Origin of the sequence: Aliisedimentitalea sp. MJ-SS2 (assembly GCF_032586155.1) — a bacterium.
GTDB lineage: Bacteria > Pseudomonadota > Alphaproteobacteria > Rhodobacterales > Rhodobacteraceae > JAWHTC01.
In genome coordinates this window covers 1-21,684 of record NZ_JAWHTC010000008.1, presented here as the reverse complement: position 1 = coordinate 21,684, position 21,684 = coordinate 1, and the positions used below count along the sequence as shown (strand labels likewise).

At 59.9% G+C, this 21,684-nt stretch carries 18 protein-coding genes and 1 tRNA gene; 8 read left to right on the top strand and 11 right to left on the bottom strand.

Annotated features, from left to right (window positions below):
- Nucleotides 1–82 precede the first annotated feature (82 nt).
- Nucleotides 83–157, top strand: a tRNA-Glu gene (locus RXV86_RS21550).
- A gap of 351 nt (nt 158–508) precedes the next feature.
- Here the strand turns inward: RXV86_RS21550 and RXV86_RS21545 are convergent.
- Nucleotides 509–877 carry a methyl-accepting chemotaxis protein gene (locus tag RXV86_RS21545; RefSeq protein ID WP_316302619.1) on the bottom strand — a complete coding sequence of 123 codons (369 nt, stop codon included), beginning with the start codon at nt 875–877 and terminating at the stop codon, nt 509–511.
- Between the two features lie 777 nt (nt 878–1,654).
- On the opposite strand from RXV86_RS21545, the gene RXV86_RS21540 reads away from it, so the two are divergent.
- Nucleotides 1,655–2,449, top strand: coding sequence for a phytanoyl-CoA dioxygenase family protein (locus RXV86_RS21540; RefSeq protein ID WP_316302618.1), 795 nt, complete (start codon nt 1,655–1,657; stop codon nt 2,447–2,449).
- A gap of 34 nt (nt 2,450–2,483) precedes the next feature.
- On the opposite strand, the gene RXV86_RS21535 is transcribed toward RXV86_RS21540, so the two are convergent.
- Complete coding sequence (locus tag RXV86_RS21535; RefSeq protein WP_316302617.1) at nt 2,484–2,921, bottom strand: MaoC family dehydratase; 438 nt, start codon at nt 2,919–2,921, stop codon at nt 2,484–2,486.
- A gap of 116 nt (nt 2,922–3,037) precedes the next feature.
- Here RXV86_RS21535 and RXV86_RS21530 point away from each other — a divergent pair, with 116 nt between their 5' ends.
- Both RXV86_RS21530 and RXV86_RS21525 read left to right on the top strand, forming a co-directional pair.
- Nucleotides 3,038–4,204, top strand: coding sequence for an alpha-hydroxy acid oxidase (locus RXV86_RS21530; RefSeq protein ID WP_316302616.1), 1,167 nt, complete (start codon nt 3,038–3,040; stop codon nt 4,202–4,204).
- A gap of 1 nt (nt 4,205) precedes the next feature.
- Nucleotides 4,206–4,826, top strand: a complete 621-nt coding sequence (locus RXV86_RS21525; protein WP_316302615.1) for a sulfotransferase family 2 domain-containing protein — start codon at nt 4,206–4,208, stop codon at nt 4,824–4,826.
- 176 nt (nt 4,827–5,002) lie between these two features.
- On the opposite strand, the gene RXV86_RS21520 is transcribed toward RXV86_RS21525, so the two are convergent.
- The 7 genes from RXV86_RS21520 to RXV86_RS21490 form a co-directional block, all read right to left on the bottom strand.
- Nucleotides 5,003–6,277 (bottom strand): ABC transporter permease subunit, encoded by a 1,275-nt coding sequence (locus RXV86_RS21520; RefSeq protein ID WP_316302614.1) that lies wholly within the window; start codon nt 6,275–6,277, stop codon nt 5,003–5,005.
- Nucleotides 6,274–7,080 (bottom strand): ABC transporter ATP-binding protein, encoded by an 807-nt coding sequence (locus RXV86_RS21515; RefSeq protein WP_316302613.1) that lies wholly within the window; start codon nt 7,078–7,080, stop codon nt 6,274–6,276. The genes RXV86_RS21520 and RXV86_RS21515 overlap by 4 nt, the downstream gene beginning before the upstream one ends.
- A gap of 147 nt (nt 7,081–7,227) precedes the next feature.
- Nucleotides 7,228–8,223: an ABC transporter substrate-binding protein gene (locus RXV86_RS21510; RefSeq protein ID WP_316302612.1), complete on the bottom strand. Its 996-nt coding sequence runs from the start codon at nt 8,221–8,223 to the stop codon at nt 7,228–7,230.
- Between the two features lie 418 nt (nt 8,224–8,641).
- Nucleotides 8,642–10,075: a c-type cytochrome biogenesis protein CcmI gene (gene ccmI, locus RXV86_RS21505; RefSeq protein ID WP_316302611.1), complete on the bottom strand. Its 1,434-nt coding sequence runs from the start codon at nt 10,073–10,075 to the stop codon at nt 8,642–8,644.
- A gap of 4 nt (nt 10,076–10,079) precedes the next feature.
- Nucleotides 10,080–10,535: a cytochrome c-type biogenesis protein gene (locus tag RXV86_RS21500; RefSeq protein ID WP_316302610.1), complete on the bottom strand. Its 456-nt coding sequence runs from the start codon at nt 10,533–10,535 to the stop codon at nt 10,080–10,082.
- Nucleotides 10,536–10,544: 9 nt separating this feature from the next.
- Entirely contained in the window at nt 10,545–12,524 is a 1,980-nt protein-coding gene (locus RXV86_RS21495; RefSeq protein ID WP_316302658.1) for a heme lyase CcmF/NrfE family subunit, read from the bottom strand.
- Nucleotides 12,524–13,324, bottom strand: coding sequence for a Crp/Fnr family transcriptional regulator (locus RXV86_RS21490; protein WP_316302608.1), 801 nt, complete (start codon nt 13,322–13,324; stop codon nt 12,524–12,526). Before RXV86_RS21490 ends, RXV86_RS21495 begins: the two co-directional genes overlap by 1 nt.
- Nucleotides 13,325–13,539: 215 nt before the next feature.
- Here RXV86_RS21490 and RXV86_RS21485 point away from each other — a divergent pair, with 215 nt between their 5' ends.
- From RXV86_RS21485 to RXV86_RS21475, 3 genes are all read left to right on the top strand, one after another.
- Nucleotides 13,540–15,882: a hypothetical protein gene (locus RXV86_RS21485; protein ID WP_316302607.1), complete on the top strand. Its 2,343-nt coding sequence runs from the start codon at nt 13,540–13,542 to the stop codon at nt 15,880–15,882.
- A gap of 71 nt (nt 15,883–15,953) precedes the next feature.
- Nucleotides 15,954–16,310, top strand: a complete 357-nt coding sequence (locus RXV86_RS21480; protein ID WP_316302605.1) for a Rap1a/Tai family immunity protein — start codon at nt 15,954–15,956, stop codon at nt 16,308–16,310.
- A 185-nt stretch (nt 16,311–16,495) separates the two neighbouring features.
- A complete protein-coding gene (locus RXV86_RS21475) occupies nt 16,496–17,512 on the top strand; it encodes a 2Fe-2S iron-sulfur cluster-binding protein (protein WP_316302604.1) in 1,017 nt (338 codons plus the stop codon).
- Nucleotides 17,513–17,541: 29 nt separating this feature from the next.
- Here the strand turns inward: RXV86_RS21475 and argE are convergent, their stop codons facing one another.
- Both argE and RXV86_RS21465 read right to left on the bottom strand, forming a co-directional pair.
- A complete protein-coding gene (gene argE, locus RXV86_RS21470; RefSeq protein WP_316302603.1) occupies nt 17,542–18,696 on the bottom strand; it encodes an acetylornithine deacetylase in 1,155 nt (384 codons plus the stop codon).
- A complete protein-coding gene (locus RXV86_RS21465) occupies nt 18,693–19,874 on the bottom strand; it encodes a M24 family metallopeptidase (protein ID WP_316302602.1) in 1,182 nt (393 codons plus the stop codon). The genes argE and RXV86_RS21465 overlap by 4 nt, the downstream gene beginning before the upstream one ends.
- A gap of 254 nt (nt 19,875–20,128) precedes the next feature.
- Between RXV86_RS21465 and RXV86_RS21460 the strand changes: the two genes are divergently transcribed.
- Entirely contained in the window at nt 20,129–21,499 is a 1,371-nt protein-coding gene (locus tag RXV86_RS21460; protein WP_316302601.1) for an aspartate aminotransferase family protein, read from the top strand.
- Nucleotides 21,500–21,684: the final 185 nt, after the last annotated feature.

The following is a 21,684-nucleotide window of genomic DNA, read 5'->3' as shown; positions in this document are numbered from 1 at the left end:
GCAAAATTTCTTTCGCAAATGCCAAATTTCCGCTTGCGCGGGGGGCCGGGTTTTTCTAGAAGCAGCCTCACGGCTGGGCCATGCCCCGTTCGTCTATCGGTTAGGACGCCAGGTTTTCAACCTGGAAAGAGGGGTTCGATTCCCCTACGGGGTACCAGCCTTCCCCCACAACGAATTGAAAACATGGTGTATTTTTCATGCACCTGGGTTCTCTTGATCACAAATCCCACCATTCGCGTCCGACTTGCGGCAACAACCGCTTTGGGCCGGAGGTTTCAGTAACTGGCCAAAATTTCCCGACTCGGCCGACGTTCGAAGAGGAACGGACCTCCATTGGCCGTGGTTTGCTCCTTACCTGGCCAAGCTATCAACAGAAGCTAGGCTTGGAAGGTCTGCCCTGACACCGAAACCAGAGTCCGCGAACACGTCACGATTAGCGTACGTTTGATTGTCCTGTCAGTAAGGTCTGGTCCAGGGGCTTGCCTGTCCTGTCTACCGTATCGATATCCTAGGTCGCCTGGCTCGAACCGTTCGAGATTAACGACTTGATTTCCAGCGCCGCGTTCAATGAGTTTTGTGCCAAGGTCCGGACTTTGGATGCCACAACGGCAAAGCAATACCCGGCGTCACCCGCCCGCGCGACTTCGAGCCCGGTATTCAACGCGAGCGGATTCGCCTGAAAGCTGATGCACTTGATCACGTCGGTGATTCTCAAGATTTCCCCAGGGGGCCGATCGCATTCCTTCATCGCCTCAACCGCAACGCCCACGACCTTCCCGCTTTGGTCAACCGCTCCGGTGGCCTTGGCGATGACAGCCTCGACATTGCGCATGTTTTCGAGCACCGCCTTGGCCGGGGATGTCAATTGATTCAGCACGGTGGAAATCTTTTCCAAGGTGGCTGCAAAATGTGATGTGGCGCTGGTTGAGCTTTCCCTTACAAGCCATTGGAATCAGGCAGCCGGTGAACGTTGGATCAATCGGGACAGGCCTCAATTCGATCACGTGAATCACCCGCTAACAAATTGATTTTATTGAACCTTTCTTCACTTGAATCCGTTTTTTCGGCGCCTCACGCCGCCTGGTTTGAAGATTTGGGGTGACATTGGCCGCCAGGAACACTTGGGCGTGATATCCGTTGTTTTCGACCGATAACCAGATATTCATCCACGTTTTCAACTGAGCAAGCCTGTGCGTAAAAACTATCCACAATTCAGCTCGTCCTTTAGTCGTGGTTGCCAACAAGCCAACGCGAATTCGGCGTTAAGTGACGGTAATCCGACGAGATCTGTGGATAACAACCTCCAAATCACTAAAAAGTAAAACAAGTGATGACATCTCAACCTGACTTTTCCGTGCCCAGCGTGGGATAACTCGGTGGACAATCTGGGGATAACTCATGAAACACGGGCCGGTTTCGTGTTGACTAGAGGCGCGAGCCAACGATGGGTTGGCGTCGATTTGCTAACAATCGCGAACATGTCAGCCACCCACACGCATTGTTAGTGCTTGCTGTAAGGAACACGCGGCAAGCACCTGGTATCGGAGCGATTTCCGTCTTATCCACAGGCGAGCAATTCCCGGATCATTCTGGTGTAGACAGCCCAGCCAAGGAAGTTCAAGATTTGACCGCGCATTGACCGAAAGGACCCGCTATGCACCCGCTTTTGACGCAAGACCAGATCGATCAATATGCCCGCGACGGGGTGACCATCATCCGTGGGCTGTTCGCCGATCACGTCGAGACCCTGCGCGCAGGCGTGGCACACAATATGAAAGACCCGGGCCCATATGCCTCGGAAAACGAGAAAGCGGGCGAGACGGGCCGTTTTTTCGATGACTACTGCAACTGGCAACGCATCCCCGAATTTGAAGAGGTCATTCGCAACAGTCCGGCAGCGGAAGTGGCGGCCGATCTGATGCAGACCGACAATGTGCAGGTGTTCCACGACCACGTGCTGGTCAAGGAACCGGGCACCTCGATGGCGACCCCCTGGCATACGGACGGGCCCTATTACTTTGTTGACGGCAAGCAGACGATCAGCTTCTGGTCACCGCTTGACCCGGTGAGCGATGCCAGCCTGCGCATGGTGCCTGGATCGCATACGTGGGAAAAGCCAGTGCTGCCGATGCGCTGGGTCAGCGAACAGGCCTACTTCCCCAATATCGACGATTACATGCCGGTTCCCGATCCCGATGCTGAGGGCATGGAGGTCCTGGAATGGGCGATGGAGCCCGGCGATGCGGTGGCCTTCAACTATGACATTCTGCATGGCGCACGCGGCAACACCAGCGACATCGCGCGCAGGGCTTTTTCGCTGCGGCTGGTGGGCGACGATGCGCGCTATGTCGAGCGGGCGGGTCGGACCTCCCCCCCCTTCCCCGAGCACGGGATGAACCCTGGTGAGCGGCTGCGCGAGGATTGGTTCCCGGTGATTTACCGCCGGTGAGGAGACAGGATTTCTTAAATATCTCCGGGCCTGCTCAGGTGTTTCGCCTGAGCAGCTGAACAACGTAGTAGGACGAGACGACCTCGTCCCGCTGGTTCAGTATCTCGTAGAAGATCGTTGTGCGGCCGCGGTCGGGGCGCGAGGTAGAGGGCTCGGATTTGGTAACGGTCATGCGCACCCGCAGGCTGTCACCAGGGCGCACCGGCAGTTTCCAGCGCACCTCATCCATACCGGGTGAGCCCATCGAAGCCTCGGTCCATACCTTTGACTTGAGCACAAGGTCGAAAGCCACGGTCATGGTCTGGAAGCCGCTAGCAATCAGCCCGCCATAGATCGAGTCTTCTGCGGCCACAGGATCGGTGTGAAACGGCTGCGGATCGTATTGTTCGGCAAAAGCGATGATCTCGGCCTCGCTGAGCATGGTGCTGCCGGTCTCGTGGACAAAGCCGACGGGAAGATCGTCAAAGAACATGGGCGCGCTCCTGTTGCCCGCCCATCCTGCCGCGCATGGCTGCGTTGCGCCACTTGGCCGTTGCGTCATATCCGGGGGGTTGGTAACGAATTAGTAATGCCAAGGGGAGGCCAAACATGCCCGTCATCACCGAGATCGAGGACCTCAAACGCATCTATCGCCGTCGTGCGCCCAAGATGTTCTATGATTATTGCGAAAGCGGCAGCTGGACCGAGCAGACCTTCCGCGAGAACTCGTCGGACTTCGATGAGATCTATTTCCGCCAACGGATCGCAGTGGACATGTCGGGGCGCTCAACCAAAAGCCAGATGATCGGCGAGGACGTGGCCATGCCGGTGGCGCTGGCCCCGGTTGGTCTGACCGGCATGCAGCACGCCGATGGCGAGATCAAGGCGGCACGGGCGGCGGAAAAATTCGGGGTGCCGTTCACCCTGTCGACCATGTCGATCAATTCGATCGAAGATGTGGCGGCGGCGACGAACAAACCCTTCTGGTTCCAGCTCTACACCATGCGCGACGAGGATTTCATTCGCCGTTTGATCGAGCGGGCCAAGGCAGCGAAATGCTCGGCGCTGGTGATCACGCTGGACCTGCAGATCCTGGGGCAGCGCCACAAGGACCTGAAAAACGGCCTCAGCGCCCCACCCAAGCCAACCATTGCCAACCTGATCAACCTCGCGACCAAGTGGAGGTGGGGTATCGGGATGCTGGGGGCGCAGAGGCGTGAGTTCGGCAATATCGTCGGCCATGTCGAAGGGGTCAGCGATGCGGCCGACCTGGGCAGCTGGACTGCCGAACAGTTCGACCTGACGCTGGATTGGGCCAAGATCGCCAAACTAAAGGAAATGTGGGGCGGCAAGGTGATCCTGAAGGGGATCATCGACGCCGAGGACGCGAAGATGGCGCTCAAGGTGGGCGCCGACGCGATTATCGTATCGAACCATGGTGGGCGACAGCTTGATGGCGCGCTGAGCTCCATTCGTGCCCTGCCGTCGATCCTGGACGCGGTGGGCGACAAGGTCGAGGTCCATCTCGACAGCGGTATCCGTTCGGGTCAGGACGTTTTGAAGGCCGTCGCCATGGGGGCCAAGGGCACCTATATCGGGCGCGCCTTCATCTACGGGCTAGGCGCGATGGGTGAGGAAGGCGTGACCAAGGCGCTGGAGGTCATCCACAAGGAAATGGACGTGTCGATGGCGCTGTGCGGGCGACGGAGTATGGACGAGGTGGGGCGCGATATCCTGCTGGTTCCGGAAGGGTTCGAGGGAAAATGGCAGTCCTGACATGCTGATTTTCTTCAAGGAAAATCTGGTCATGTTCTCGGTGCCGAAGACAGGCACCACATCCTATGAGCTTGCCTTGCGGCATCGCGCTGACATCATCCTTGCCGGACGGCGCAAACATACCAATGTCTCGTTCTACCAGCGCAAGTTGGCACCATTCCTGCGCAGCGCCTATAGCCTGACCCCGGAACGCATGGCCGTGATCCGCCATCCGCTGGAGCATATGCGCAGCTGGTACCGTTATCGCTCGCGTGACGAGCTGGAGGGGCAACCAAATTCGACCAAGGGGTTAAGCTTTGACGAGTTTATCGAAGCCGCACTCGAGGACGACCCGCCGCCCTTTGCCAAGGTGGGCAGCCAGCAGGGGTTCCTGATCATGGCCAAGGGTCAGGTTCCGGTGCATCACCTCTTTGCCTATGAATCCCAGCCTAAAATCCGCGGATTTCTGGAAAAGCGGTTCCAGACCGAATTGAAGCTGAAACAATACAATGTCTCGCCCGACCTGCCCGCGCCGATCAGTGCCGAAATCAAGGCCCGGTTGCACGAGAAGCGCGCGCCGGAATTCGCGCTTTATGAGCAAGTGCAGGCGGCGGACGGGTATTTACGACAGGTGTTGGATTAACGCGCCCAGGCATATTTCTCTTCATCTGACCAAAAATACCTCGGGGGGTCTGGGGGGCTGGCCCCCCAGACGGTCGGATTGGCGCAGCCAATTCGAAACCTTTGGCACCACTCCACGAAAGAAAACGCCGGACCCAAAGGCCCGGCGCGTTTCATTTCAGGACCTGCGGTCAGGCGTCAGTGCTTGCCCTTCCACGGAACCAGGATATTCTCGGCCTTGCGCATCAGGATGTCGATACCAAAGCCGATCACACCGATGAGAATGATCCCCATCAGAACGATGTCGGTCAGGGTGAACTTGGATGCCACCATGATCATCATGCCTGCGCCCTCGGACGCAGCCACGAGTTCGGCGGCCACAACCGTACCCCAGCAGACCCCCATCGCGACACGGGCCCCGGTGAAGATTTCCGGCAGGGAGTTGGGCACGATCACGTGGCGCATGATCTGCCACTTGCTCGCCCCCAGCGAATAGGCCGCGTGCACCTTCGAGATATTCACGCCTGACACGCCCGAACGTGCGGCAATCGCCATGATCCACAGCGCGGCCAGGAACAGCAGGATGATCTTGCCCACCTCGCCGATGCCGAACCAGATGATGATCAGCGGGATCAACGCCAGCGGGGGCACGGGCCGCATGAACTCGACAATCGGGTCAAACCAGCCACGGAACCAGCCGTTCAGCCCCATGGCATAGCCCAACGGAATGCCCACCAGAGCCCCGGCGATGAATCCCGCGATCACACGGAACAGCGAATAGCCCAGGTGAACCGCCAGGGTGGAGCCACGATAGCCTTCGCTGCCGATCTCGACCACCCGTTCTACCACGGCCTCGGGAGGAGGTAGGTAAACCGGGTCCATTTGCAGCCCCTTGGGCGGTGTAAAGCTGATCGCGCCCTTGTCGGTCAGGGTAAAACGGCCCTTGTCGTTGGTGACGACGGTACCGGGCGAAATCGGATCACCCTCGATGGCGACAACGGATGCCCCGGCCTTGCGTTTGGCCTCATCGTTCTTGTCGAACAAAACCGTCTGTGTGCGTGAAGCCGTCATGGCGACGGCGTCGTCCTTGGCGATGCCGTCGCCCGGCTCGACCTTGAACTTGACCACGTCCTCACCAAAGTTGAACACCTTGACATGGACGGTCGCGTCGTCGCGATTACCGTTGCCATCGTCCAGCGTGTAGACAAACGAGGTTTCGCCGACAAATGGCGAAGGTGCCTGCAAGAACCCGGGCACGAATTTCGAACCGGTAAAGGCACCCCAGATCAGGAAGATCGTGACCACTGATATCACGCTGGCCCAGCGATTAGACACCACCGCGCTTTCGTCGCCAAAGGTCACCGTCTTGAGCGAGGTGTAATCGTTGGTCGCGCGATGCACCAGAAACCGGATCAGCAGGAACGACCCGACGAAAATCGCGATATAGACGAGAAGAATGATGAACCCGGTCATTGTGCGTCCTCCGTGCGTCCCATGATTTCCTCTTCCATGTCCCAGATCATTTCCAGGATTTCCTCGCGAGTCGGACCATAGTCGGGGTGCTTCTTGACCTCGCGCAGGTCGGCCCCAACGCCCAGGTCGGCGAAGGGCAAACGGTATTCCTTGTGAATGCGCCCGGGGCGCGGTGCCATAACCAGCAGACGTTCGCCGAGCAATAGCGCCTCTTCCACCGAGTGTGTGATCAGGATGATGGTTTTGCCGGTCTCTTTCCAGAGTTTCAGCACCAGACCCTGCATCTTCTCGCGGGTCAACGCGTCCAGCGCACCCAGCGGTTCATCCATAAGGATCACATCGGGGTCGTTGGCCAGGCAACGCGCCAATGCCACACGCTGCTGCATGCCGCCCGACAGTTCGTAAATCGCCTTGTCCTTGAAGTCGCCAAGGCCGGTGACGTCGAGCAGGTGATCGACATGTTCCGCCCATTGCGCTTCTTTCTGGCCCTTCATCCGGGGACCGAAGCTGACGTTTTCGCGCACGTCCATCCATTCAAACAATGCGCCTTGCTGGAACACCATACCGCGTTCGGCATCGGGCCCCATGCAAACATGCCCGTTCATCACCACCTGGCCTTCGGTGGGGGCCAGGAACCCGGCCACGATATTGAGAAGCGTGGTCTTGCCACAGCCCGAAGGGCCGAGAACGCTCATCAATTCGCCTTCTTTGAGATGCAGAGACACATCTTTCAGCGCCTGAACCGAGCTGCCATTGGGCAGATCGAAACGCATCGAAATGTTTTCGATGGACAGTCCTGACATGGCCTGCCTTTCCTAGTTATCTGTTGCTTTGCGCTGGCCGCTCTTTGCGCCCTTGCGTGTGCGCCTTGCGAGACCGTCGGATTGGACGGAAGAGCGGATACGGAATTTGCGCGGCCCGGAACTCCGGGCCGCGCACGGGTTTAGGTCTTACATGCCGCCTGCGGCAGCCAGCGGGCCGGTGTTGACCGCGCCGTCATAGCTGTCGAGCGCGCTGTCGATGCTTTTGGCTTCAACGAACACGTCGGCCACGCCCTTCATGAAGGTCTGTGCGTTGCCGCCCAGCCAACCTGCGCCCAGCTGCTCTTCGACAGTCGGGAAGGAGAAGGTCGAGATGGTCGACATGGTTGCGTCTTCGTCCATGCCCGCATCCTTGGCGATCACCGGCAGCATCTTGGCGCGGTTGGCTTCATCGGCCCACATCGCGTTGGCATCTGCCGTCACTTTGAGGAACTTGGTGACCAGGTCGCCGTTTTCTGCAACCCAGCCTGCCGGGCCCGAGGTCACGTCGAACACCAGGATACCCAGCTCGGTTTTCTCGTCACCGGTCAGAAGCACGTTGCCATGCTCGAGCGCGCGGCGCAGCGAACCGCCCCAGCCACAGAACATGTCGATCGAGCCCTGAGCGATGGCAGCAGCAGCGTCCGGCGGATCCATGTCGACAACGTCCATGCTGCCCACGTCCACACCGAAATGGCTCATCTGCTTGAGGAAGCCATAGTGTGCGGCAGTACCCAGCGGCACCGCAACCTTCTTGCCAGCCAGTTCACCGGCGTTGGTTTTGTCGATTTCAAGCTCCGAGCGGACAACGCAGTTGTCGTTGTCGGCGTAGGACACGGCAACATCAAGGATTTGCAGATCCTGCCCGGCCGAGGTGGCAACCACGAAGGGCGGAAGGCCCTGGCTAACGCTGAGGTGCACATCGCCCGAGGCCATGGCGGCGGACATTTTCACACCCGACTCAAAGCTGACCCAGTTGACCTTGACGCCCAGCGCCTCGTCATAGGTGCCCATTTGCTTGGCATATTCAAACGGCATCGGCCATTCGAGGAAGTAGGCCACGGTGATCTCGTCAGCGGCCTGGGCCGAGGGGGCCAGAACCGCGAGCGCCGCAGCGGCTCCAAGAATCTTGGATTTAAGTGTCATTATAGTCTCCCATGTCAGACGGACTTTCGTCCGGTACTTAACGCGTGGCTTTGCTGCCACTTTATACCCTGTAACGGCTTCGCAACGCGTACCGAGACAGGGTCCACGTGGAAGCGTAGGTATTTGACCGGGCCGATCAATGTTTTTTTTGACTCCCAACCCCAAGAAAACGCACAAGATCACTACGGCCGGCCTGACCAACCCAATTGCCATTCACAACTGAATTTCAGAGTGTTACGCTGTTTTTCCAACAGCAACGGCGTCGGGCGCCCCAAGCTGACCCTTCTGTACTGGCCCTAACATCCAATCTTAACTGGCTCCATGCTTGCGTCACTTTACCAGAAAAAAGCGACACCCGCATTACTGCGAGAGTAATGGCATCAATCCGGGCCGGCCTCTTGGAAAAGCTAAAAATGCCCTAATCGGCACCGATCATCGCCCTGGCCTGCGCCTCGAGCCGCGTCAGAACCTCGGCATTTCCGGCGTAAAAGGCCGTGGCCCGATCCAACGCCGCGCGTGCTTTGTCCGGATGCCCCATCACCGCGTAAGAGCGCACCAGCATGACCCAGCCATCGGGGTTGTCGGGGTTCTCTTCCAGCTTGGCGGCCAACCCCGCAACCATGCCGTCCACCATCTCATCGGTTTCTTGCGCTGTCATGCCCTGCGCCGCCACAACATCTTCGTGGGTCGGCCCGGAGACCGCCGGATTTACGTTGCCGTCGAGCATATCCAAACCGGTCGCCCGCGCGGCCTGTTCGATTTTATCCAGCACAAAAGGCGCGGCGGCATAACTTTGCCGTGCATCGTTCAGCACAGCCACGGCGGCGGTATCATCTCCGCCCTGAGCCAGCAGCGTCGCAAGTTCGATCGAAGCCTTGTAGTTATGCGGTTCCTCCGCCAGCCCGGCGCGCAGCTTGGCAATCCGCGTGGAAGAATCGGCAGGGGACAACAGCCCCTGCCCACCAGATTTGGCAATCTCTTCCGGCGTGGCTTCGGGCAGGTAGTCGGTCACCTCTACCTTCAAGAACCGCGCCATATTGACGATGTCACGCCGCACCATCGGCATCCAGGGCGCATCCGGTACGCTGTCGCGGGCCAGCGCGGTCCAGTCGTCGAGCGCGGCCTGAAAATTCTGCGACTGTGCCTTTTGCAAGGCCAGGTAATAGCGCGCCCGCACGTCGGGTCCGCGATTGAGCACCTGCTCGAAAATCAGACGTGCGGCGGGTGGTACCTTGTTGCCGTTGGCCATGACCATGGCCTCGGCATAGGCCGATTGCACGGCGGGTTGATCACCGCCGAGTTCTGCGGCCTTGCGATAGGCCTCGACCGCCGATGCGTGATCGCCCAGGGAGCTATAGGAAGTGGCAAGCATCCACCAATCCTCAAAACTGTCGGGGTTGTCCTTGGTCTTTTCAATCATCAGGGCAATTTGAGCATTGGTATCACCCGCCTTGGCGCGCTGTGACAGAACCTCCATCTTGCGCGCAGCCAAAGGCTGGTCCTTGGTCCCCGGCGCGCCGGTCAAAGCATAGCCGCCCAGCGCCACAGCCACACAGACCGCCACCAGGGCGCCGGTCACGGGCAGCGAACGGTGCGACACGGTAAAGCCGCCATCCATGTGGCGGGCGGCGCCTAATGCACGGCGTTCGATCTCTCGCATCGCAGCGTCGCGTTCCTCTTCGCCGATCAGACCGGTGGCAAGATCTCGGTCAATCTCATCCATCTGGTCGCGATAAACCGAAATGGCGCTGTCGCTGTCGTTCACTTCGACCACGCCCCGGCGCAGGAAAGGTTGCGCCAACCACAGCCCGGCAATCAGGGCAATCAGCAGGACAATGGACCAGAACAGCATAGGCTCACTCCTTGGCCAGCAGCCGGCGCGCTTCTTCACGCTCGGCTTCGGTCAACTTTTCCGGGGATCGGGTTGCAAGACGGCGGCGGTGATAGAGCATCACCGTGCCGATAGCGAAGACCAACAGGCCCAATGGCGCAGCCCAGAGGACGATGGTCGCGCCACGTACACGCGGGTTCAACAGCACATAGTCGCCGTATTTTGAGGCGATATAGTCAAGCACCGCGCCGTCCTCATCCCCTGCCTCCATCCGTTCACGCACAACAACACGCAGGTCCTTGGCCAGTGCGGCATTGCTGTCGAAGATCGACTGGTTTTGACAGACAAGGCAGCGCAACTGTCGTCCGATTTCGCGCGCCCGGGCCTCTTCCGCCGGGTCAGCGAACATTTCATCCGCCCCTATGGCCATCACGGACAGGGTGGAGGCCAGCCAGAAGGTGAGGATCAAAAGAATGCGCATGCCTGCCCCCTACTCTGCCGCCTGAAACGCGGCGCGGCGGGCGCGTTTGGGCGCGCCGATCCTGAGCCGTCGATCGGTGAGCGATATGAGAGCCGAGAGCGAAATCAGAACACCACCCAGCCACATCCACGGCACACCGGGGTTATAGTAATAGCGCACGACATAGCCGCCGCGCCCGTCCGGGTCGCCCAGCACCGCATAAAGGTCACCATGCCAAAGCGAGCGGATACCCGCCTCGGTCGAGGGTTTGCGTTCAACCGGGTACCAGCGGCGTTCGGGGTAAAGCTCGGTTACCGGCTTGTCGTTATGGGTGACAGTGACCTTGGCAATAGAGGTCTGGAAATTGGCGCCGGTGGTGTTCTCGATCTCGTGCAGTGTGAAAACATAGCCGCCGACCTTGAGGCCCTCGCCCGGTTGCACCGAGCGGATCGCCTCGGCCTTCCAAACCGACACGGCGACCACGCCTGCGGCGGCAATGGCCAGGCCGATATGGCCGAAATACAGCCCCCATGCCGAGCGTGGCAGGCCGATGATCCGGCGCAGGGCGGTGGTGGCGCCGACATTGGGCAGACCGGCGCGGGCGCCGAGGTCTTGCAAGGTGGCAACCGCCAGCCAGGTGGCGACATAGATGCCCACGAGGCCGAGCAATTCGTAAAGCCCCCAGATCAGCGCGATACCGGCAGTGATGATGGCCGAAGCGACGGTCGTGACAAATGCCCGGCGCAGCACGTTCGATTTACGGGCGCGTTTCCAAGACAGGAAGGGGCCGATCCCGGCGGCCAGCATGGTCAAACCAAAGATCGGCAGGAAGGTCTGGTTGAAATAGGGCGCGCCGACCGTGATTTTGTCACCGGTGATCAGCTCCAGCACCAACGGATAAAGTGTGCCGACAAAGACGACACCGGTGGCGACGCTGAGAAGCGCGTTGTTAAGCAAGAGACCGCTTTCTCGTGACCAGAGGGCAAAAACGCCGCCTTCGTTGATCTGTGAGGCGCGCCAAGCGAAGAGCGTCAACGCCCCGCCGATGTAAATGCACAGAAGCAGCAGGATAAAGGCACCACGGGCCGGGTCGACGGCAAAGGCGTGGACGGAACTGAGGATGCCCGAACGAACCAGGAATGTTCCGATCAAGGACAGCGAGAAGGTCAGGATCGCCAGCAGGATGGTCCACTTCAACAGCGCATTGCGTTTTTCAACAACGATGGCGGAATGCAGCAGCGCGGTGCCAATCAGCCAGGGCATGAAGCTGGCGTTTTCCACCGGGTCCCAGAACCAGAACCCGCCCCAGCCCAGTTCATAATAAGCCCACCACGAGCCCAGCGCGATGCCGGCGGTCAGACCGGACCATGCAATTAGCACCCAGGGCCGCATCCAGCGGGCCCATGCGGGATCAACCCGGCCGGTGATCAACGCGGCAACGGCAAAGGAAAAGGCCGTCGAGAAGCCGACATATCCCAGGTAGAGCAGCGGCGGGTGGAAGGCGACGCCCGGGTCCTGCAACAGCGGGTTCATCCCCTGCCCGTCCATCGGCACCGGGGCCATCCGGGTAAACGGGTTCGAGGTCAGCACTAGAAAGAGGTAAAAACCCACCCCGATCATCGCCTGCACCGACAGCACGGTCGAGCGCATCACCACCGGGATCATCCGGCCAAAGACCGAGATCAGCACGCCAAACAGCGCCAGCATCAGCACCCAAAGAAGCATCGAGCCTTCGTGGTTGGCCCAGACGCCGGTGATCTTGTAGAGCATCGGCTTGGTCGAATGGGAATTGAGCGCCACGTTGCGAAGCGAAAAATCCGAGCCGACATAGGCGTAGGTCAGTGCCGCAAAAGCCGCCGCCGCCGCAATGAACTGGACTTGCGCCGCCGTATCCGCCACCCGCATCGCCGAGGCCGACGCTGAACGAGCACCCCAGAGCGGCACCACCGATTGCACCAACGCCGCCGCCAGCGCCAGCCACAACGCTAAGTGGCCAAGTTCCGTGATCATCATGCCCCCACCTCTTTGAGATGCGCCTCGTGGCCGCCGCCACCGATCGAAACGTCGCGCATCGGGCGCGGCACCGGAATAGGCAAACGGCGCTCCACCGCATCCAGGTCGGTCAGGACATATTCCGTTGGTGACAGGAATTTGAACATGCCCGATTTTTTCAAACGCGCCATGATGCGGCTGACGGTTTCGGCATTCAGCCCAAGGTAATCGGCAATATCCTCGCGCGACATCGGCAGGCGCACCGGCCTGGTCTGTGGCCCATTGGCATTCGCTTTGAGGGCCATTTCAGCAAGGAAAAGGACTACCCGTTCGGTGCTGTCCAGGCGCCCCAGCGTGGCCAGTTGCCGCGACGCAGCCTCAAGCCGCCGATGCACGACGCGGAACATTGCATCAAGGAATTTCGGATCGCGCTGCAACGTTGCCGCTTGATGCGAAAAGTCGAGCTCGCAAATAATGCAGTCGTCCATCGCTTCGAGCCAGCTTGGCGTTTCGGTCGCCGCCATCGGCCCACAGATCGTGTCACCGGCCCGCTCTAGGCCGGTGATCTGACGGCGCCCGTCGGGGAAGGTTGTGCAGACCGCGGCCGTGCCGCGCACCATTACCCAGAACCGCAGGCAACCGTCGCCAGCCGTCTCAAGCCGCTCACCGCGCTTGAGATGCAGCGTGCGATGCGCACGCGGTCCGGTGCCGGAACGTACTTCGGGCAAAAAGGTGCATAACCTGCGCGAACAGGCATAGTGAATATCCGTATCGATTGTATCACCCTCGCAATCGGCGCCATCGCATCCGTTGAACATACAACCTGCGTCGTGCCGCCATATTCGACGTTAGTGGCGAGGATAATCACAGTTTCCTGACCGGTCTTTGAGCAGGATCAAAGTTGCGAAAATTGCCTAAAAATCAGGCATTTCTGTGCAATCGTGGAAAAACTGATTTTTGTCAGGGCGCGTCACGGCGCCGCAGTCATAGCATTTACGTGATGAATTCTGTCTGTTCGAAAGGAGCGATTCCCGTGAGAACTATTCTGCTAACCATGGCGCTGCTGTTCGGCTCCGCCTCTCTGGCCGCCGCAGAAGGCGTGCCCGAGAAGGTTGAGCCTGCGGTAGCTGCTGAAAAAGGCTGTCTCTCGTGCCATGAAGGTATCGAGAAATTCACCGACGGCATCATGATGGAACAAATTGTTGCCATCGCCGAAGATTACAACGATCCGGGCGGCTGTGTGACCTGCCACGGGGGTAAGCCCGACGGGTTGACCGCCGAAGAGGCCCACATGGGATCGCCCGCAGACCTGATCGAGACCGGTGGCCCGCATATGTTCTACCCCGATCCCGGCGCATTGCCGGTGGCGGCGAACTCGTGCGGTCAGTGCCACGACGGCTATGCCGAACGTCTGACCAAGTCGCTGATGAACACCGAGGCCGGCAAGCTGCAGGGCAACCTGTGGGCCTGGGGCGTGATCGACACGCACCGTTCGGTTTACGGCAACTACAATCTTGTGGACGACGATGGCTATACGCCGACCGTCGGCACCGACGCCTACAAGGAATACATGGTCGCATTCGCGGAATCACATCCCGATCAGCTGCCCCCGAGCATGGAGCAGGTACCCGAGGTGGATGTCGACGCGATTTCGGAACACCCGAACATGGCCGGTATCACCTATTCGCGCCAGCAATGTCAGCGGTGCCACGTTGGCGTGAACGGTCGCGAAAAGCGCGGTGACTTCCGTGGCGCTGGCTGCTCGTCCTGCCACGTACCCTACTCGAACGAAGGGCTTTATGAAGGCGGCGACCCGACCGTCTCGAAAGAGCAACCGGGCAAACTGCTGACTCACCAGATGCAGGGCACGCGGAAATCCAAGGTCAAGCATGGCGACGTCGAATACTCCGGTATCCCGACTGAAACCTGCAACACCTGCCACAACCGCGGCAAACGGATTGGCGTCAGCTATCAGGGGATCATGGAATTCCCGTATGGTTCGCCCTACAACGCCTCGGGTGGCAAGCAGCCGAAACTGCACACCAAGAACTATCTCTACATCAAGTCGGACCTGCACCATGCGATCGACTCGCGTGAGGGCAACCCGCAGGGTGGTATGCTTTGCCAGGACTGCCACACTTCTGTGGATATGCACGGCGACGGCAACTTGCCCGGCACCACGCTGGCGCAAGTTGAGATCGAGTGTGAAGACTGCCACGGCACGGTAGCCAAGTTCCCGTGGGAACTGCCGCTGGGTTATGGCGAAGAGTTCCAGACCGAGATCGCGGCCGATGCACGTGGTCTGAGCGAAGAAGCCGGTGATGAAACCGTCATGTTCGCCCAGGACTATGAAGCCCAGGACGGTTTCCTTCTGACCGCCCGCGGCAATCCGTTCGGCAACGTGGTCAAAAGTGGTGACAAGGTGATGCTGCACTCGGCATCGGGTCTCGACTTCGAGGTTCCGGTTCTGAAACAGATCGCCACCGACGGCACCTGGAAATCCCCGGACGCGCAAGTGGCCATGGGATCGGTTGGCAAACACATGGAAAGCATGGAATGCTATGCCTGCCACGCCGATTGGGCGCCGCAATGTTATGGCTGCCACGTGACCGTGGATTATAGCGAAGGCAAAACCGATGTCGACTGGATCAACAACGCGAACTCGCGTGGTCCCGATGGTCTGACCGCCGACAACGTGCTTGGCACGAACGGTCTTACCTCGGCCGGTAAGGTCTCTGAAACCCGCAGCTACCTGCGGTGGGAAGAGCCGACACTGGGGATCAACGGTGAAGGCCGAGTCAGCCCGCTGATGCCGGGTTGCCAGGTGATCACCACCGTGATCGACAAGGACGGTAACACCGTGGCCCATAACGAGACCTGGATGACCCCGGACGCCGGTGGGACCAAGGGTCTGGACCACGCTGCCGTTCAGCCGCACACAGCAGGCCGTCAGGCACGTAGCTGTGAGAGCTGCCACAACAACCCCAAAGCACTGGGGTATGGCATCTCGGGTGGCCGGTTCATGGCCAAGAACTCGACCGGTATGGTCGTGGATATGGAGACCGCAACCGGTCAGATTATTCCCAACCAGTACCAGCAGCAGATCCAAGCCGTTCCGTCGCTTGATCACGACCTTAGCCGGATCGTGACTGAAGATGGCAAACAGCTTGTGACTGTTGGCTCGCACTGGCCGCTGACCGGTCCGCTTCCGCAGGATATGCGCGAGAAGATGGAACGCACCGGGCTGTGCATGGGTTGTCACCAGAACATGACCGACGAGACGCTTTGGGATAAAGTCAACACGCCCGCCTTTGTGAACAACAAAGAGCACCAGGACGTGATGAACAAAGCGATCCACTCGATGGCTGGTGAATAAGCCTTGAACCAATGCCCCGGCCGGAACCATCGGCCGGGGCGAACGACTTTTACGAGACAAGGAGCTACTACATGCGTTCCGCTCTACTCATCGCATCCATGGCCTTTGCTGCGCTGGCAAGTCCCGGTCATGCCGATGTCTACACTGCGGGTGACCTGCTGTCGCCCTGCCAGGAAGCCGACAACGACGCCCGCTGGGGCGAAGCCGCCGAAACCGAATGCGAACAATACATCATGGGGTTCGTCGGTGCGTTGAAAATGACAGGCGCCAAGGAATCGATGGGCATCTGCGCCCCTGACCAGAACACCGCTGACGAGGTCCGCTGGGCCTTCATGCGCTGGGTGCACGCCTCGTATTCCGAGCGCAAGGCCATGCCCGCCAATGAGGCATTACTGGCCACGTTGAAGGACGAATTTGCCTGCCAGTAACACGCGGGTGACCATTAACAAGATGCGCGCAGGTCCCGGCTCGGGGCCTGCGTTTTCTTTGTCACTTGATCGCACCGGCGTGTCGGTCCGGCAGCTTTCGCGACACGCACCTTCGATGCTGCATTGACCATGCGCGCTGAATGCCCATGTTACCTGCATAACGATCAGCGAAAGCCCCGCGCACCTTGACCCGAACAATCACCTTTCTTCCCAGCGGCCGATCAAGCCCGATCGAAGCCAACGAATCTGTTCTCGAGGCCTGCCTGCGCGCGGGGCTGACACCGCTTTACGGATGTAGCAACGGGAATTGCGGGGAGTGCAAAGCAATACTTAAATCTGGTGAGATCGAGCAAATCCGGCATTCCGACCATGCCTTCACCCTGTCGGAAAAAGCGAATGGCAGCTTCCTGATGTGCGCCAACCGCGCGCTTGGTGATATCGTGATCGAGGCCGACGTCACGCAAGGCCCCGACGACGTTCCGCTTCAGTCGATCGATACCAAGGTGAAGGCTATCGAGTTCCTGGATCCCCAGGTCGCGAGACTGCATCTGCAAACCCCCAGAAGCCGCCGTTTGCGCTTCATCTCGGGCCAATCCGTCACGCTGACCATGTCCGGAGGCATCCAGAGGAAACAGGCCGTTGCAAGCTGCCCCTGTGACGACAGGAACCTTCATTTCCATGTTCCGCATATTCCAGGCGACGCCTTTTCCGAGGCAATCTTCGACGGTGATTTGGCCGTACGCGAGACAATCCACCTGGAGGGACCGTTCGGGAACAGCTTTTTCCTCGATGAAAGTGACAAGCGCCCTTCGCTGTTCCTATGCTGGCATACCGGCTTTGCTCCGATCATCAGCCTGATCGAACACGCCATGTCACTGGACGTCGAAAAGGACATCCATCTGTTCCGGTTTTCGCCGACACCAGACCATCAATACCTGCCCAACCTTGGCCGCGCCTGGGCGGATGCGTATGACAATGTGTTTGCCAACCTTATGTCCCAGAGGATCACGCTGCTTTCGAACCAGAGCTACTGCGAGGAGGCAATTTCCGCCGTTGCTGCGCAATTTGCGGATTTGTCAGATCTCAACGTTTACGTGGCCGGTCCGCCGGATTTTGTCGAAGCGACCCATACTGTTTTTACCCGCCTTGGGATGGGCAAAGACCGCATCAAGACGCATACCGACTGGCTCGGGATCGTATAGCCGATACTCGCCGGGGTCCCACAGGCGGATCAAAGACGTGCTGCCAACCGCTCCAGCATCGCCAGACACTGCTCCATCTGGTCGATCTCGACATATTCGTCAGCCTTGTGCGCCTGCTCAATCGACCCAGGGCCACAGACCACCACGTCCATGCCCAGCCCCTGGAAAATCCCCGCCTCGGTGCCAAACGGCACAAGGTCGGCACCATTCGCCCCGGTCAACTCGGCCACGATGCGCCGCGCCTCGTTTTCGTCCGTGGGGATCAAACCCGCAACCTCACCAATCACCTCGGTTTCAATGCTGGCCTCGGGATGGACCGCGCGCATCTGCGGTAACAATACCTCGTCGCAATAGGTCCTGAGGGTGGATTTCACCAGATCGGCGTCGCTTTCCTGAACCGGGCGCATTTCCCATTCCACCGCCGCCTTCGAGGCGATCACGTTATGGGCCACCCCACCCTGCAACGCACCCACATTGACCGTGGTCCAGGGCGGTTCGAACTTGCTGCTGTCCGGCGCAAGCACCCGCAACCTGTCCTTCAATTCCAAGAGTTTGCCAACATAGCGCACCGCGTATTCCACCGCGCTGACCCCGGTTTCAGGGGACGAGCCGTGCCCCTCGAGCCCCTGAAACCGCGTGGTGTATTCATAGCATCCCTTGTGGCCCTCGATGATGCGCATCGAGGTCGGCTCGCCGATGATCGCCACGCCCGGTTTGATCCCGCGCGCTTGCAGCTCCGCCGCCAGATGGCCCGCACCGATGCAGCCGGTTTCCTCGTCATGGGTAAAGGCAAAATGCAGCGGGCGGTCGTTGACCTGCGCGGCAAAGCTCGGCACCATCGCCACCACTGCGGCAATGAACCCTTTCATGTCGCAGGACCCGCGCCCATACCAGCGCCCGTCACGTTCGATCATCTCAAACGGATCGCTGGTCCAATTCTGATCGGCCACCGGCACCACGTCGGAATGGCCCGACAACACGATGCCCCCCGGCGCGTCCGGCCCCAGCGTGGCAAAGAGGTTGGCCTTGGTGCCGCATGGGCTGGCCATCACCTCGACCCGGGCGCCTGAATCTTCCAAAAGCCCCGCCAGATGCTCGATCATTGTCAGGTTGCTGTCGGTCGAGATTGTCGGATAGGCGATCAATTCGGCCAGCAACACGCGGGTTTGGTTGAGCGCTGTCATGGTTTCACGAAGAGCTTGCGCTCGACATCGCAGAGCGCTTCGGCCGCGCCATCTTCACGGATCAGGATCGTCTCGGTGGTCTCTAATCCCCACGTATCCATCCACAGCGCCGGCATGAAATGAAACACCATGCCGGGTTGCAGAACGGTTTCATCTTCGGTGCGGATCGAAGCGGTGCGCTCGCCCCAATCAGGCGGATAGGAAAGACCGATGGGATACCCCATACGCCCCTCGCGTTCGATCCCATGCTTGGCCAGAACATCCATGAAGGCATTTGCAATGTCGCAGGTCCGGTTGCCCGCGCGCGCCGCGTCCAACCCCGCCTCGATGCCTTCCATCTGGGCGGTCTCGGCGCGTTTCATGTCATCGTCGGGATTTCCAAGGAACACCGTTCGGCAGAGGGGCGCATGATAGCGGCGATAACAGCCCGAAAGCTCGAAAAACGTCGCCTCCCCTGCCCGCATCGGATCACCATTCCACGTCAGATGCGCGGCGGTCGCGTCCATCCCCGAGGGCGTGAGCGGCACGATGGCTGGGTAATCGCCCCAATCGTCCCCGACACCGGTGATACCGGCATGCAGGATCTCAGCCACCAGATCGTTCTTGCGCACCCCCGGCTCGGCCTTGTCGATGGCCACGCGCACCACCTTCTCGGAAATTCGCGCAGCCCTGCGGATGAAGCTGATCTCTTCATCCGACTTGATCAATCGCTGCCAGTTGACCAACGCTGTCGCGTCCTCAAGCGCGGCCCCAGACAGCTCGGCTGTCAGAACCGCATGGGCCTTGGCCGAATAATAGTAATTCTCCATCTCGACGCCGATCCGTGCCTTGGCCAATCCCATACGCGAGAGTACGGCTGCAAGGTCCTGCATCGGGTGGCGTTCGGTCGATTGCACGTAGTGGTCGCCGTAGCCAATGATGTTGGCGTGATCCATCCAGCAGGTCCGCCGCCCGCCGAACATATCCATCATCCGGCCCCACCAGACGGGCTCGCCCTGCATGGTCAGGATCACACCTTGATGGACATAAAACGACCAGCCGTCATAACCGGTCAGCCAGGCTTGGTTGGACGGATCGGTGACGAAAACGGCGTCCAGCCCGGCCTTTGCCATCGCCTTGCGAGTCTTGTCGATCCGGCGCGCATATTCCGGCTTCGTGAAAGGTAGATTCTCGGCCATGTTCATTGCTCCCCTGATCCCTTGATTGCGCACATTGAACCACAAGGCCGTCGTACCCAAGCGCCAAATTGCGACAGGGGTGGAAAGCGGCCCGACAATAAGTTAGCCATTCGCTGTCTGGGTAATAAAGGCATTGCGCGCTGCTGCCTGGGTGAGCGGAGCTTTTGCCTGCCACGGCCCCATGGGGCCCGACCTGCGCAACTGGCTCCTGATCAGCAAATGGCGGCGCGCCGCCAAGCACTTGGAGATGAGCCATGCTCAAGAACGACCAGCTTGAAAGCTGGGACCGCGACAATTTCTTTCACCCCTCCACCCATCTGGCCGAATTTGCCCGCGGCGATACCCCGCAACGGGTGCTGACCGGCGGTCAGGGCTGCCATATCGAGGATCGCGACGGTAACCGCCTGCTCGACGGGTTTGCCGGGCTCTATTGTGTAAACGTCGGTTACGGACGCCAGGAGATCGCCGAGGCGATTGCAGATCAGGCGCGCGAGCTCGCTTATTACCACGCCTATGTCGGGCATGGCACCGAGGCTTCGATCACCCTGTCGAAAATGATCCTCGACCGGGCGCCCGCGCATATGTCCAAGGTCTATTTCGGGCTGGGCGGGTCAGACGCCAATGAGACCAACGTCAAATTGATCTGGTATTACAACAACATCCTTGGCCGCCCCGAGAAGAAGAAGATCATCTCACGTTGGCGCGGCTATCATGGCTCGGGGCTGATGACCGGGTCGCTGACCGGGTTGGAGCTGTTCCACAAGAAATTCGATCTGCCGCTGGCGCAGGTGCTGCATACGACTGCCCCCGATTTCTTCCGTCGTGATAATCTGCCAATGAGCGAAGCGCAGTTCACCGCCCATTGCGTGGCCGAATTGGAGGCGCTGATCGAGCGTGAAGGTGCCGATACGATTGCTGCCTTCATCGGCGAGCCGGTGCTGGGCACCGGTGGTATCGTGCCGCCGCCTGCTGGCTATTGGCCCGCGATTCAGGCGGTGCTCGACAGGCACGACATCCTTCTGGTCGCCGACGAGGTGGTGACCGGCTTTGGCCGCCTCGGCACGATGTTCGGCTCGGATCACTACGGTATTAAACCGGACCTGATCACCATCGCCAAGGGGCTGACTTCGGCCTATGCGCCACTCTCAGGCTCGATTGTCAGCGAGCGGATGTGGCAGGTGCTGGAACAGGGCACGGATGAAAACGGCCCCATCGGCCATGGCTGGACCTATTCGGCGCATCCCATCGGCGCGGCGGCAGGAGTGGCCAACTTGAAGCTGATCAACGAGTTGAACCTTGTAGGGAACGCGGACAGCGTCGGAACTTTTCTACGCGACAGCATGGTTCAGGCCCTGGGCAATCACGCCCATGTTGGCGACATTCGCGGCGAAGGCATGCTCTGCGCGCTGGAATTCGTCAGCGACCGGGACAGCCGGACCTTCTTCGAGGCCAGCGATAAGATCGGCCCTCAGGTTGCCGCCGCACTTCTGGCCGAGGGCGTGATCGGCCGCGCCATGCCGCAGGGTGACATTCTCGGTTTCGCCCCTCCATTCTGCCTCACCCGCAAAGAGGCGGACGAGATTGTTGGCAAGACCGAAAAGGCCGTAAAAGCCGTTCTGGGATAAACCCATACGCGCCTTTCTTCCTCTTGCCAAAAGTATCCCGGGGGGCGTGGGGGGGCCCCCCCCCCCCCCCCCGGGGGGGGGGGGCCCCCCCCCCCCACCCCCCAACCCAAAATGCGGGGCCCCCCCAACGCCCCGCTCCATACACCGTGGGTGTGGTTAGTCCGAAACCACAAGAAGGGCGGGGG